General features: G+C 59.4%; 15 protein-coding genes and 1 pseudogene. 14 read left to right on the top strand and 2 right to left on the bottom strand.

Annotation, left to right across the window (positions count from 1 at the left end; translation table 11 throughout):
• Positions 1–42 precede the first annotated feature (42 nt).
• The 8 genes and pseudogenes from ACWGXE_RS12860 (at position 43) to ACWGXE_RS12895 (ending at position 10,165) form a co-directional block, all read left to right on the top strand.
• Positions 43–1,709, top strand: a pseudogene (locus tag ACWGXE_RS12860) (alpha-amylase family protein).
• Between the two features lie 49 nt (positions 1,710–1,758).
• Entirely contained in the window at positions 1,759–3,369 is a 1,611-nt protein-coding gene (locus tag ACWGXE_RS12865) for an alpha-amylase family glycosyl hydrolase (protein ID WP_447598162.1), read from the top strand.
• A 480-nt stretch (positions 3,370–3,849) separates the two neighbouring features.
• Entirely contained in the window at positions 3,850–4,878 is a 1,029-nt protein-coding gene (locus ACWGXE_RS12870) for an SDR family oxidoreductase (RefSeq protein WP_447603733.1), read from the top strand.
• A 216-nt stretch (positions 4,879–5,094) separates the two neighbouring features.
• Positions 5,095–6,087 (top strand): SRPBCC family protein, encoded by a 993-nt coding sequence (locus tag ACWGXE_RS12875; RefSeq protein ID WP_447598163.1) that lies wholly within the window; start codon positions 5,095–5,097, stop codon positions 6,085–6,087.
• A gap of 86 nt (positions 6,088–6,173) precedes the next feature.
• Positions 6,174–7,346 (top strand): zinc-dependent alcohol dehydrogenase, encoded by a 1,173-nt coding sequence (locus tag ACWGXE_RS12880; RefSeq protein ID WP_447598164.1) that lies wholly within the window; start codon positions 6,174–6,176, stop codon positions 7,344–7,346.
• A 49-nt stretch (positions 7,347–7,395) separates the two neighbouring features.
• Positions 7,396–8,574 (top strand): hypothetical protein, encoded by a 1,179-nt coding sequence (locus tag ACWGXE_RS12885; protein ID WP_447598165.1) that lies wholly within the window; start codon positions 7,396–7,398, stop codon positions 8,572–8,574.
• A complete protein-coding gene (locus tag ACWGXE_RS12890) occupies positions 8,571–9,302 on the top strand; it encodes a ferritin Dps family protein (RefSeq protein WP_447598166.1) in 732 nt (243 codons plus the stop codon). The genes ACWGXE_RS12885 and ACWGXE_RS12890 overlap by 4 nt, the downstream gene beginning before the upstream one ends.
• Positions 9,303–9,598: 296 nt before the next feature.
• Positions 9,599–10,165, top strand: a complete 567-nt coding sequence (locus ACWGXE_RS12895) for a type 1 glutamine amidotransferase domain-containing protein (RefSeq protein WP_447598167.1) — start codon at positions 9,599–9,601, stop codon at positions 10,163–10,165.
• A 75-nt stretch (positions 10,166–10,240) separates the two neighbouring features.
• Here ACWGXE_RS12895 and ACWGXE_RS12900 read toward each other — a convergent pair whose 3' ends face one another.
• Positions 10,241–10,393 (bottom strand): hypothetical protein, encoded by a 153-nt coding sequence (locus ACWGXE_RS12900; protein ID WP_447598168.1) that lies wholly within the window; start codon positions 10,391–10,393, stop codon positions 10,241–10,243.
• Between the two features lie 140 nt (positions 10,394–10,533).
• Between ACWGXE_RS12900 and ACWGXE_RS12905 the strand changes: the two genes are divergently transcribed.
• From ACWGXE_RS12905 to ACWGXE_RS12930, 6 genes are all read left to right on the top strand, one after another.
• Positions 10,534–10,815, top strand: a complete 282-nt coding sequence (locus ACWGXE_RS12905; RefSeq protein WP_447598169.1) for a hypothetical protein — start codon at positions 10,534–10,536, stop codon at positions 10,813–10,815.
• Between the two features lie 113 nt (positions 10,816–10,928).
• Positions 10,929–11,471, top strand: a complete 543-nt coding sequence (locus ACWGXE_RS12910) for a hypothetical protein (RefSeq protein WP_447598170.1) — start codon at positions 10,929–10,931, stop codon at positions 11,469–11,471.
• A 326-nt stretch (positions 11,472–11,797) separates the two neighbouring features.
• A complete protein-coding gene (locus ACWGXE_RS12915; RefSeq protein ID WP_447598171.1) occupies positions 11,798–12,238 on the top strand; it encodes a hypothetical protein in 441 nt (146 codons plus the stop codon).
• A gap of 14 nt (positions 12,239–12,252) precedes the next feature.
• Positions 12,253–12,729: a hypothetical protein gene (locus tag ACWGXE_RS12920; protein ID WP_447598172.1), complete on the top strand. Its 477-nt coding sequence runs from the start codon at positions 12,253–12,255 to the stop codon at positions 12,727–12,729.
• 237 nt (positions 12,730–12,966) lie between these two features.
• On the top strand, positions 12,967–13,494 hold the full coding sequence (locus ACWGXE_RS12925; RefSeq protein WP_447598173.1) for a hypothetical protein: 528 nt from the start codon (positions 12,967–12,969) through the stop codon (positions 13,492–13,494).
• 138 nt (positions 13,495–13,632) lie between these two features.
• Positions 13,633–13,917 (top strand): DUF3175 domain-containing protein, encoded by a 285-nt coding sequence (locus ACWGXE_RS12930; RefSeq protein ID WP_447598174.1) that lies wholly within the window; start codon positions 13,633–13,635, stop codon positions 13,915–13,917.
• A 5-nt stretch (positions 13,918–13,922) separates the two neighbouring features.
• Here ACWGXE_RS12930 and ACWGXE_RS12935 read toward each other — a convergent pair whose 3' ends face one another.
• On the bottom strand, positions 13,923–14,114 hold the full coding sequence (locus tag ACWGXE_RS12935) for a DUF1328 domain-containing protein (protein WP_447598175.1): 192 nt from the start codon (positions 14,112–14,114) through the stop codon (positions 13,923–13,925).
• Position 14,115: the final 1 nt, after the last annotated feature.

Raw genomic sequence — 14,115 nt, forward strand, 5'->3', positions numbered from 1 at the left:
CGGAGAGCGACCTATGCGACCACGACAGTGGAGGCCCGGCTCATGAATGATGACCGGCGGGCGTGCTGGTATAAGAATGCGATCATATATGGGGTCGACGTCGCGACATTCCAAGATTCCGACGGAGACGGAATCGGCGATTTCCAAGGCCTGTGCAAGCGGTTGGACTATCTCGCCGGGCTGGGAATTACCTGCTTGTGGCTCCTCCCCTTCTTTCCCACCCCCGATCGCGACAACGGCTACGATGTCCGCGACTATTTCTCGATCGATCCTCGGCTCGGCACGTTGCAAGATTTTCTAGCGTGCGTACGCGGCGCCGGCGAGCGGGCATTAGAATCATGATCGACCTCGTCATGGACCATACGTCCGATCAACATCCCTGGTTCCAAGCCGCGCGGCGGGACCGGGGCTCCCGCTATCGGCGCTATTACGTCTGGACCGACGCGCCGCCGCCGGTCGAACCGGGCAAGACAAACATTTTCCCAGGCGAGGAATCGAGCGTCTGGACCTATGACGAAGTGGCGGGACAATACTACTACCACCAGTTTTACCATTTTGAGCCAGACCTGGACGTCGCCTGTCCCGACGTTCGGGAAGAGATCAAGCGCGTCATCGATTACTGGCTGTCATTCGGGATATCGGGATTCCGCGTGGACGCCGTGTCCCATATGATCGAGCCGCATCAAGCCATGCAGCCGGCCACGCCCCATGATCCTCACTTCATCTTGCGCGAGTTGCGCGCCTACACCTCGTCCAGACGGGCCGACGCGGCCTTAATGGGCGAAGCGGACGTCGAGCCGGAGGAGTTGCGCGCCTTCTTCGGCGACGGCGACGAAATGCACCTCCTGTACAACTTTTATCTCAACAACTATGTGTTTCTCGCGCTCGCCACGGGCCAGGCCGAGCCGCTGCAACGGTGCCTCAGGCGTCTTCCTTCCATCCCCGAAGCCGGACAATGGGTCACCTTCCTCAGGAATTTGGACGAGCTGGATTTGGAACGGCTCACCGAGGAAGAAAGAGAAGCGGTGTATCGCGCCTTTGCGCCGGACCGGGACATGAGAATTTTCGGCCGAGGCATCCGCCGGCGGGCGGCGCCGATGCTGAACGAACGGCGCCGCCTGGAGTCGGCGTTCAGTTTGTTGTTCTCCCTGCCGGGCACGCCGCTCCTCGTGTATGGCGATGAACTCGGAATGGGCGAGGACCTGTCGCTCGCTGGAAGAAACGCGGTTCGGACACCGATGCAGTGGTCGCGCGAGCGGCACGCAGGATTTTCCACCGCTACCGCTCGCGCATTGCCGCTGCCCCTCATCACCGACGGGGCATTCGGCTATAAGGCGGTCAATGTCGCGGATCAAACGGAGGATGCGGATTCATTCCTGAACTGGATGAAAGACCTGATCCGCCTCCGCCGCCGGTGCCCGGAATGGGGATGGGGTTCCTGCCACGTGCTGGACTCAGGAGAGCCGACTGTGTTCATGCACCGCGTGGAGTGGAAGGGCCGCCGCCTCATTGCTGCCCACAACCTGACCGAGAAGACAGCGGCGGTGCGGTTGGAGAAAGAACCGGATAGCAGGTTGACGCTGCTCTGGTCCAGCCGACGCCGGGACGCCTCCCCGGACTCGCTCAAGCTCGACCTGGAGCCCTACGGTTACCGCTGGTACTGTCTGGAATCCGCCATCGGCGGACGCTCCTTACAGAAGACACAGTAGGTCATTCATCCACTGCCATAAACTCGCGCGGTTCAGTAGAATTTCGACCATGGGATCTGCACAGGAACGCGCCGCCGTGCGGTGGTGGCAGCGCGGCGTCATTTACCAGATTTACCCCCGGTCCTTCGCGGACAGCAACGGCGACGGCATCGGCGATCTTCGCGGCATCATCGAGAAATTGGACTATCTCCACTGGTTGGGCGTTGACGCGCTGTGGCTCTCCCCCATCTATCCCTCTCCGATGGCGGATTTCGGGTACGACGTCTCCGACTACATGAACATCCATCCGATGTTCGGCACGCTCGGCGATTTCGATCGACTGCTGTCCGCGGCCCATCACCTGGGGCTGAAAGTAATCCTGGATCTGGTGCCCAATCACACATCCGAACAACATCCCTGGTTTATCGAATCCCGTTCATCGCGCAAGAATCCCAAGCGCGACTGGTACATCTGGAAGGATGCTGCGCCAGACGGCGGTCCGCCGAACAATTGGCTCAGCACGTTCGGGGGAAGCGCCTGGGAATGGGACGAGTCCACGGAACAGTTCTACTATCATGCCTATCTCAAAGAGCAGCCGGATTTGAACTGGCGAAACAAGGATGTGCAGGCCGCCATCCATCGAGCCATGCGGTTCTGGTTGGACCGGGGCGTGGACGGATTCCGCGTGGATGTCATCTGGCACCTCATCAAAGACGATCAATTCCGATCCAATCCTCCCAATCCAGACTATCGCCCCGGTGAATGGCCATACCGCCAGCTGCTCGCCACCTACTCGACCGACCGGCCGGAAGTCCATGACATCATCGGCGGCATGCGAGCCGTGATGGATGCCTACGAAGACCGCTTGCTGATCGGAGAGATTTATTTGCCCTTGGACCGGCTGGTGACTTATTACGGCACGGCCGGTGAAGGCGTCCATCTGCCGTTCAATTTTCAATTGATCGAAGTGGCCTGGCATGCGCCGACCGTCGCGTCGACGATCGAGGCCTACGAAGCGGCGCTCCCGTCCCATGGCTGGCCGAATTGGGTCTTGGGCAACCATGACAAACCGCGTCTGGCTACGCGCGTCGGCGAAGCGCAGGCCCGCGTGGCCGCGATGCTGCTGTTGACGTTGAGAGGAACCCCGACGCTGTACTATGGCGATGAGATCGGCATGACCAATGTGCCCATCCCGCCGGACCGAATCAGGGATCCCTGGGAAAAGAATGTCCCGGGACTGGGACTCGGCCGGGATCCGGTCCGGACCCCGATGCAATGGAACGATACCGCCCAGGCCGGTTTTACCACCGGCACCCCGTGGCTCCCGGTGTCCGCCCAGGCGCTCGCAACGAATGTGGCGGCGCAACGGGCGGCCCCTTCATCTCTCCTCTGTCTTTATCGCCGATTGATCGCTCTGCGCCGGGCGGAATTGGCCCTAAGTCTGGGAGCCTACAAGCCGGGGCCTGCCACCGAGGAGGTGATGGTGTACTCGCGGGAGCTCGCCAACAGCCGGTTTTTGATTGCGCTGAATTTGTCCCACCGGCCGCAGAGCCTGTCGCTCGACGAACATGTTGCACAAGGTTCGATCGTCCTTTCCACGAATCTGGACCGGGAAGGAGAGCGATTCGAAAAGAAGCTCGACTTGCATGGCGATGAAGGGATTATTGCCAAGCTGCGGTAATCCGCCGCCGCTTTCCTGCCGGACAACGTGCGCAGCAGAGGACATATCAGCCTTCTGAGCTCACTCCCTCACTCTGCCTGCCTCTCTCCTTAACGGTTGCAATGTAACGGACATGCAGATAAGGCCGATATCCAGTCGCCTGGTACGGTGCTTGCGTCTTTCTGTTCAATGACAGCAGTCGGGCGCTCTTTTTTCATTCAGACCACTCACATCATTGTTTTCACCGTAGAAGTGCAACATCACGCCCCTTCCGATTTAGGTTGCACCATTGTGTCGCCCGTCTGCGCATACACAGACAAGGATGAAGCAGAGAAGCATATTCAACTCTCCAGCAGGCGACCGTTCTCCTTCGCAAGGTTCTTCCTGTAGTCGCGCAGTGACAACCTGACTAGGGAGTTGCCGGGATTCGGCGTCCATGCAGCCGTGCTAAGGACAATGGACGGTCGCGACGGATAAAAAAGAGAGGCGCACAACGTGAAGATGGCATTACGTCGTTTGCGGGACCAAGTCCTGGTGATTACCGGCGCATCGTCCGGCATCGGGCTGGTGACGGCCCGGATGGCCGCGCGCCGTGGCGCGCGGCTCGTCCTGGCGGCTCGGAGTCAGGACTCCTTGACGCGGCTGGAGCAGGAATTGGGACATGGCGACCGGCGCGCGGTGGGAGTGGTCGCCGATGTAGCACGACCGGAAGATGTACAGCGTATTTCCAGGGTCGCACGCCAGAAATTCGGCGGCTTCGATACGTGGATCAACAACGCCGGCGTCTCGATGTACGGGAAGTTGCTGGACCAGCCGATCGAGGACATGCGCCGTCTGTTCGAAACGAATGTTTGGGGAGTCGTCTATGGATCCCTCGAGGCGGCCCGGCATTTTCAGGCACGGGGTGAACCCGGCGCCATCATCAACATAGGGTCCACTTTCTCGGACCGAGCGATGCCGCTCCAGGGGATGTACAGCGCGTCCAAGCATGCCGTGAAAGGATTCACCGATGCGCTACGGATGGAATTGGAGCAGCAAGGCCTGCCGGTTTCCGTGACGCTGATCAAACCGTCCGCGATAGCCACGCCCTATCCGCATCATGCCAAAAACTTCCTTGAGGAGGAGCCGACCAACCCGCCTCCGATCTACGCTCCCGAGCTTGCAGCGAAGACGATTTTGCATTGCGCCCAACATCCTGAGCGAGACATGTTCGTGGGAGCGGCCGGCAAAGTCATCTCGACGATGGGAACATTTGCGCCTCGCCTGGCTGATTTCGTAACAGAGCGGATGTTTGCAGGCGGCCAGCGCACCGGCCGCCCTCCTCGGCCGCGCGAGGAACACGGGCTTGATCGGCCCTCAGGTCGGCTGGAAGAGCGTGGCAAGTACGCAGGCCACGTATTCGAAAGCAGTCTGTACACTCAAGGCTCGTTGCATCCCGTGCTGGCAGGCACAGCGTTCCTCGGCGCGGGCCTCGCGATCACAGCCTTGTGGCGAGCGGCGCGGGAGCCACACGACCGACGCCGAACGTAACACCGGTACGCCATGACGTGATATTGGCGCTATTGCCCATGGCAACCAGCACGTCAAGCTTCCAGCCAGGAGAAGCGGCCGTGAAGAACCATCCATTGAAACACGCGGCCATGTGGCTAACCACCTCGCGATGGCGGAGCAGCTACAGGGCTTACCGGCCATCTGACGCTGACGACAGCGCCGGTTCACGACGCAGACGCAAAGGAGACGCGATCCATGTCGAATCAACGTCATGCAGGCGATAGCATCACACTCGACTACGCAGACCCGCGCGAGGATAGCCGCGCGCGCCGCGGCTATGAACGGGGCAACCGACATCAAGGCTACGGGTGGCCGGAGGGCGCCACGCGAGCCACGAACGAGGCACTCGGTTGGTTCAGTATCGGGCTCGGTGTGGCCGAACTCGCGGCACCCCGCTTTCTCGCCAAGACTATCGGGGTTCCAGGTCATCACCCTCTGCTCTTCAGACTCCTCGGTTTGAGAGAAATTTCGAGCGGCCTCGGCATCCTCGCACGACGGCAGCCGGCCGTGTGGATGCGGTCACGCGTCTGGGGCGACATGATGGACCTGGCGCTTCTGGGCGCATGGCTCGCCGCGCCCCGCGGACGGCCGGAGCGCCTGCTCGCGGCCACGGCGGCGGTGGCCGGCGTCACATGGCTCGACAAGGTCTGTAGCCGCCAACTGGAAGCGAATCCGCACGCCATCAAGTCGGCGATTCACATGACGACGGCCGTGACGGTGAGTCGCTCTCCGGACGACCTCTATCGGTTCTGGCGGGACTTTCACAATCTCCCATCCATTATGCCTCACCTGGAGTCCGTGCAGGCCACGGACGGCGCTCGATCGCATTGGGTGGCAAAAGCGGCGCCCGGCTTGAATCTCGAATGGGATGCCGAGCTGATTGAAGACAAGCAGGGGGAATTGCTCACGTGGCGCTCTCTCGAAGGAGCGGAGATGGAGACTTCCGGAACGGCCCGCTTCGCTCGCGCAACCGGCGGACGGGGCACCGTGGTCTGGGTGGAGCTTCATTATGACCCGCCGGCCGGCCGCCTCGGCTCCTTCTTCGCCAAAATGTTGGGACGAGATCCCGCCGCAGAATTGCGGGAAGGGCTGCGGCGCTTCAAGCAGGTGATGGAGACCGGCGAGATGGCGACGACGCATGGACAACCTGCCGGGCATTCAGGGCTGGCGATACTGAGGAAGAATTAGGGAATGAGGAATGAGGACTTCGAAATGAGGAATGAGGGGCGGACGCGAAGCGGAGAATTTGTGAATCGCAAAAAGGGGGAATCATCATGAAAGCAGTCTGTTGGTACGGCAAGAACACCGTCGAAGTGGAAACAGTGCCAGACCCCGGCATTCTCAATCCGCGCGATGCCATCATTAAAATCACCGCAACGGCGATTTGCGGGTCCGATCTGCATCTGTACGACGGATATATCCCCACGATGAAAAGGGGCGACATTCTGGGCCACGAGCCGATGGGGGTCGTGGTGGATATCGGCAAGGAGGTCAAGAAGCTCCAACCGGGCGATCGTGTCGTTGTTCCGTTTACCATTTCCTGCGGCAAATGCTTTTTCTGCCAAAGCGATCAATGGTCACTCTGCGACAATACCAATCCAAACGCCTGGATGGCAGAGAAACTCTTCGGGACTTCGCCGGCCGGCCTCTTCGGCTATTCCCACATGACCGGAGGATATGCGGGAGGACAGGCGGAATATCTGCGGGTACCCTTTGCCGATGTCGGAGCCCTCAAAATCCCCGACGGGCTGCCGGACGAGCAGGTCCTGTTTCTCTCCGATATTTTTCCGACCGGATACATGGCGGCGGAAAACTGTGACATCGAAGCCGGCGATACGGTCGCGGTGTGGGGCTGCGGCCCGGTCGGCCAGTTCGCGATCAAGAGCGCGTATCTGCTCGGCGCGGAACGGGTCATTGCCATCGACCGCGTGCCCGAGCGCCTGCGCATGGCGCGGGAACATGGCAAGGCGGATATTCTGAATTTTGACGATCAGGATATTTTCGACAAACTCATGGAAATGACCGGCGGGCGCGGCCCCGATCGATGCATCGACGCGGTCGGAACGGAGGCCCACGCAGGGGGCAGCTTCGATGCCGTGTTGGACAAGGCGAAGGCCAGCATCTTCCTCGGCACTGACCGGCCTCACGCGCTTCGCCAGGCGATTCACGCCTGCCGCAAAGGAGGAACCGTCTCGATCCCCGGCGTGTACGGCGGTTTTCTCGACAAGGTGCCGTTCGGCGCGGCGTTCAACAAGGGCCTGACGCTGAAGATGGGGCAAACTCACATGCAGAAGTATATGAAGCCGTTGTTGGATCGCATCCAAAAACACGAGATCGATCCATCGTTCATCATCACGCATCGTCTTCCGTTAGACGATGCGCCCAGAGGCTATGAGATCTTCAAACACAAACAGGACGGCTGCATCAAGATCGTGCTGACACCGTAAACATTCAATTCAGGGCTGAGTGACGAGAAAACAACAGAAGGAGAGAACAATGGCGTTAAACCTGCTTCACGATAAGGGCCTTCCCATCGATCAACAGCGGTTCACGTGGAAAGATCTGGTTCAAGAACCGATCAGCAAGCTCAACGTGGACGCCTTCACGAGGGTGCGCATTATTCTGATGAACGGGATCGAGTCCGAAGCCGTGCGCTTCAGCCACTCATGCGCGCGAATGAATAAGGCATTACAAGTCCCGCTCGCCAAGGTCCGGCGGATTGAGCAACACCAGCAGACAGTCGTAAATTGGTTGAATCCGGCCGACCAATCTCCGCTGGAAACGACAATCGGCTACGAGCAAGTCGCGATCGAAGTGACCGCGTCACTGGCGCGGGTTGAGCCTGATCCCTATATCGCACAGGTTCTGCGGTACGGCTTGCTCGAAGATTTCGATCATCTCTATCGTTACTCGGCTTTGCTCGATCGCCTGCAGGGCATCGACGCCAATACCATTACTCAAGGCTATACCGACATTGTCCCCGGGAGACCGACGGTGGAGGAGCACCGCGATCCGATGGATGATCTGCGGAATCACTACGATAAGCGCGCGGCGCACCCCCTTACGAAACTGCATGCCTATACCATCATGGCGGGCGAACATCAGACTCACGACTATTACATGCACTACGGGCCGTGGTTCGCCGACCCGTTGGCGCGGGCGCTCTATGCGGAAATCGCGTCAATCGAGGAACAGCATGTGACCCAGTACGAATCGATCATCGATCCCACCGAACCGTGGTGTGAAAAATGGCTCCTGCACGAGGCGAATGAGGTCTACAACTACTATAGCTGCCTGTCTCAAGAGAGCCATCCCCATGTCAGGGCGATCTGGGAACGGTTCCTTGATTATGAATTGGGCCAGCTCCAGTACGCGATGGAGGTCTTCAAAGATACGGAACGGCGAGACCCGGCGGAAATTCTTCCCGCCGCGCTTCCTGAACCGATCGCATACAAGAGCAACCGTGAATACGTGCGCCAGGTTCTTCGCGAGGAGGTGAACTTGCGCGCCGACGGGCCTCGGTTCGTGGACAAGAATCAGGAGCCGGAGCGTTCCCTTGAGTATCGCCGCCACATGAACCGGGACGGCTCCCCGACACAGACCGTCGCCGCCGGCTGGAACTGGGCGCCCGGTGGAGAACTCACATCTCAACGAGGGTACAAGGAGGTTGCATGAAGAGTCCCGATTCCATAGGCATGAATCGAAGCGGCATTGATATGGCGCCACAGGGCGCCGACGAGATGGCGCAGGCCGTGCAGGAGTTCCCCCCCAGCTCGGCCGGCGATAGCCGGACGCTCGTAGACTTCCGCGCGTCCTATCTGGAGCAGGCGGATCCGATCGGCACCATCCCGGCGCCCGGCACGTTGAAAGGCACGGTGAAGACGGGCATGCAGAAGTTGATGGGACGCCATGCCGAAGTGCTGATCGACAAACTCGGCGGCCGGCTGGCGTTTGAACGAACCGGCACACGCCTGTACGACGCCCTGCTAGGCAAATGTCGGATCCGCGGCGATGAGGCCGCTTTTCTATCAATCGATCAGTTGGAACATTTCCGCTCCGCAGAAGCGGCGCACATCGGCATCGTATGGGACGCCTTGCGCCAGCTGGGCGCCGACCCCACATGCGTCACGCCGATGGCCGATGCGAACGGCGTCGCCTCGATCGGCCTGATGCAAATCATCGGCGATCCGCGTACGACGGTCCCGCAAAGCCTCCATGCGATTCATGTGGCTGAGTTGGCCGACAACGATGGTTGGCAGTTGCTTATTAAGCTGGCGCAGGAGATGGGCCAGGACGACATGGCGGCGCAGTTTCGCCAGGCGCTCACGGAAGAAGACGAACACCTCGCTGCCGTTCGCCGGTGGATGGAGGAGGCCGCGTTGAGCGAAGCAGGCGTGATGTGAGCCACGTGGATGAATGGACGGAGCCGGGCCGGCCCGAGACCACAGCCGAGTCCGGCCCTCCGTTCATATCGACATCAGACAGGAACTTACGAGGGGCTTAGGTCATGACATAAAGTGTGCCGCCCGCCCCTTCCACCGGAAGCGACCTGCACCGTCCAATGCCGACCGGAACCGGCGCCCGCGGCCGCGTGCAAGAACAAATGGACGAGCGAGATCGTCCCAAGTAGGGCAAAAGCGACGGCAACGTGACTTCAAGAAACACAGCATGCGCGGGTAAAATGAAAAGGAGCAACACAATGGCACAGACGTTACAGGACATGAAGGTGGCCATCCTGGTGACGGATGGCTTCGAACAAGTCGAGCTGACCGAACCGCGCAAAGCATTGGAGCAGGCGGGTGCGCAGGTGAGAATCGTCTCGCCTGCCAAGGGCAAGGTCAAAGGATGGAACCATACGGACTGGGGTAGTGAGATCGCGGTCGAGGAGCCGCTCGATCAGGCACGGGCTGACCAGTATGACGCGTTACTGCTGCCGGGCGGGGTGATGAACCCGGATAAGCTCAGGCGAAACGGGCAGGCGCTGGCCTTCGTCAAGGGCTTTTTCCACGAACAAAAACCTGTGGCCGTCATTTGTCACGGCCCTTGGACCCTAATCGATGCCGGCGTCGTCCGCGGTCGCCGGATCACGTCCTACCCGACCATCCGGACCGACCTGACAAACGCCGGAGCGGAATGGACGGATCAGGAAGTGGTCGTCGACCGAGGGCTGATTTCGAGCCGCAAACCGGACGACATTCCGGCATTCAATCGAACAATGGTCGAAGAATTCTCGAAAGCGCGCCGCCAACGAAGCACGGCAGCGTGACGGCGCATGGTGGAATCACGCGCCTCTTTAGATGAATACCCGAAGCGCACCCGGATCGAACTGCTGAGCGATTGCTTAGCCCGCATTATTCATGACGGTTCGTTGCGAATTGCGCAGTCGCCTGGCGAGGCTCACGGCTCGAAGAATAACGAGCGCCACGTTTGTGCGCGCCAGCAGGACGGTGAGCTGGCTGGAGCCGCCGAGCGGCGAGCCCGCCCGCCATACCAAGCGTCGCTTGACCCGCCGCGTTCGACAACGCGGCGGAGAGGTTTTTTGCCACCGACTTCACGGCCAGGCTTGTTTGTAGCGGCGTATACGCATTGCAGTAGAATTCATTCATACATAATGCGGGCTAGAGAAGGTCCATCATGCCGGAAAGCAGGTCACGGAAGGGTACACGGACCGTCAGTGCACGACGGGCCGAAGGTTCGCACGACAAGCGCCTCAATCAACAACGGCGTTTCGATGCCGAAGCGCTCCAAGCCGGTCGTATGATCGTGGAGTTCATGAAAACGAGCGCACGCGTGGAGCATTATCTCCAGAAGAAACGGCCGTTAACCGATTTGCAGTATGACAGCATCGCCACCACGGTCGAGGGCCTGCGGACATTCTTGCTGACGTGGCGCACTCACTTCCACAGCGTGAAATAGCCCATGATGGAAGAATGCCGCATGGAGGCGCGACTCGGTCGCCCGGCACCCGGTCCCACTCTTGCATCCATCGATACCATGTATGCTTTCACAATCTGACCCGGGAGAAACCTATGAAATACTCTATTGCGATGCCGATACTCATGGCCGCCGTCATTTCTGTTCCAAGCCAGTCTCCTGCCTCAGATTCCCCGGATGGTAATTCCGTCGAGACGCGTCAACAGATGACGGGCTCGCCCCTCGATTCCCGAGCTGTTGCGCGGCCGGATTGGACGCAGGTGAGCGGCGAAGTGGAAGACCAAGCAAAGAAGTCGCTGCAAGAAGGAGACTCTCCTCGCCTCATTGTCACACTGAAGACCGTGGAGGGAGCCACGATTAAGGCGGACCTGGGTGATGCGAACCAATTGGCGAATGTGGAGTTGCAGAAGCGCGACTACATCCATGTGCGAGGCCCCATGGCTCGACAAGGGCTGACCCAAGTCCTTGTAGCGGGAGAACTCATCGCCGACGGAAAGGTCTTTCGCATCGACCGGCAAGATTGGAACGCCAGCCAGCAACTGTTCCAAGATGACCCCGATGCGGCGAAGAAACCGAAAACGCCGCTGAGCCCCGCGGGCCCGGAGGGTCAAAAGGACAAGAAAAGCAGCCGTCGATAAGCGCCTCGTGTCTCCGGCTCGGAATTATGTTCGCGCGATTTGTCGACGAGCGGCGATGGCGGATTATTCCGGGCGCCCACCGAACTTGTCGAGCAGTCCGTTACGCAGTACGCCCGCCATCACGGTATGCCTGCTTGAAGCCACTGCTCTGTGCCGCGGGGCTACAGATCGCTGTAGCCCCGATGAGGGCGCGGTCGGCTTTGCTAGAAACGGTACGGTACTGACATCACACCTTGTAGGTCAGTGTGGAGACGAGTCACAAAATCTTATCTCTCTTCTCCGGATTGCTTTTGAGCTACGTTTGCATCGGATGCTCTAATGTCAACGTGCTGCGCCTAACGTCCCAGACATTTCCTCCCCGCTCTGTCGATGAAGTGGCGATTTTGAGTCGCGAACCGACTGCGGAACATATTCGGATCGCGGAGCTCAGCGAGACAGCCTCTTCCAGTGTAAATACACTCCAGCAACACCTTCTTAAAAAAGCAGCCCAATTGGGGGCGGACGCCGTCGTATTCGGCCCTTCTCACACACGCTCGGAACAACGGTGGGACTATCAGCCGTATTACAGTCCGTGGGGATTTTATGCGCCGTATTACTATGGCCCAGGCCCTTATGGATATGCGGGGCCTTGGGGATATCCGTACGGCGCATGGGGACCTTCATGGGGATATCGGCAGTATGCAGCCGTCCCCTACTCAGTTCGTCTCACGACGCTCAAGGGGATGGCCATCAGGTACACTGGGTCATCGCAGAATCCGGCACAATAAAAAGGAGGAGTACTGTGAACAGAGACGTGCAGGCGCTGGCGTGCCTGGTCATCCTCATGTTGATGGGATGCGCCGGCGCGCCTGTCATACAGGAAGAGCGACACACGGTGGATCCAGTCTTTAACATGCTGCACCGGGGCATCCTTGACTTGGAAGACAATGTGGAGGAACTCAACGGACGTATTGCCGAACTGCAGCAACTGCCGCCGGTGCCAGACCCCACCGTCCAGGAGTTGCGCGCGCTCGATCTCTCCGGATGGCAACTCCACCAACAGCAGTGGCTGGTCCAGCGCGAGCGGTTATTTTTCGCAGTACATCAGATTGAGCAAGCTCAGGCACACCCGTCCCAACGGGCTGATCTATGGGCTCAATGGACGGACCGACAACAGCAATTCCTGACTGCTCTGGAGAACCTCCGGGCTCAACGGCATGCCTTGGAACGGAAACGCTTGGACCTGGAATCCCAGCTTCTGGAGCGCTATTTTAAATAAGTTCGATAAGACTTCCCCAAGAAACATCAGACTATACGGAAAGCTTGAGACGTATGTGAGTGAGCAAATTTCAAGCAATATGCGGTGTGGCCGGCGGGTGATATATCGGTGGTACGAGCAGCTGCTCAATGCAGGAAAGAATGAGAGGACTTTACGCCTCTGCTGTTTGCATAAGCCGGCGCAATATGGAGTAATAAGGCTTGGAGCGGAAGGCGGAGCGCCAAGGAGGAAATCAAGATGTCACACTTTCACGTACAACTTCTCTGCTATGCCATCGTCTGGTGTTCAGTCCAAATTATCACGGCTTCGGCGCAGGAGCCTATTTTGCCTCACGGGGATCCGCGGGCGCAATCGTCCGAGGCTGATCGGGCGCATCGGGAAGACATTCGCGATAGGCATTTGAAACAGCAAGGCCAGGGATCGAATTATCGCATCGAAGGCGAACAGCAGTCTTCAGCCGGGGCGACCGGCTCCGCTTCCCGCGATACCGGCGGGCACAGCAGACAAGATACCGGTCTATCAGATCCGACCGTCAACCCGGGCCAGGCAGCCGGCATGAAAGCAGTGCAAGGGCGTATTGTTGAATCCGACGCCGGTCGCCATGTGGTCCGCCAATCTAACGGCAAGGAAATCAGCCTGGTCATCGACGCTCAGACGACGGGCGATACTGATCTTCATCCCGGAGATGTGATCAATGGTCTCATCACACCGCAGGGGCGAGCCACCGCCATCCGGAAGGAAGCGCAACCGGAACAGGCGCAATAGAGAAGGGCAGCGGTGCCTGGAAAACGGCTCCTGCGGTGAGCGGAACCGGCCGGATCGATTTGAGGAGAACTAATGGCCAAAACGGAGCGCCGACCAAACAGGAGGACTCGGAAGAGCCGAAAATGGTCTGCCGAGGTCATGAAGCATAGCAATGCGCTTGACCTCGAACCGGGTGTGTTTACTAAGTCGAGCCCGCAGGAGATCGCCGCCTCGCTGAAGAGCTCGGCCATGCGCAGCAAGCGCCGAAGGGGCACTCCCTATCAATCGGCTATGTCGATGCTCAATTTCCATATCAACCGGGCCGGCAAGGGGCTTAGCGCCGCGCAGAAGTCGCGACTGGAACGGGCCAAGGACGAACTGCGCAAATTGTTCGGCCGGCCTACGGCTTCTTTCGCCTCTTCGAGGCGCCGGCGAAAGGAATGACCGCTTCAACGACCCAGCCATGATTTGACTCGCTGCGCCAATACCGCCCCCGCAACGAGGAAGATCACGCAGATCGCCAGGAACAGGTAGAACAGCACTTTCGCAACGTCCGCCGCTCCTTCCGCCACCCCGGTGAACCCGAACGCAGCCGCAATGAGCGCAATCACGAAGAATATGGCTGCCCATTTGAGAAGCATA

It is taken from the genome of Nitrospira sp. Nam80 (assembly GCF_965152575.1).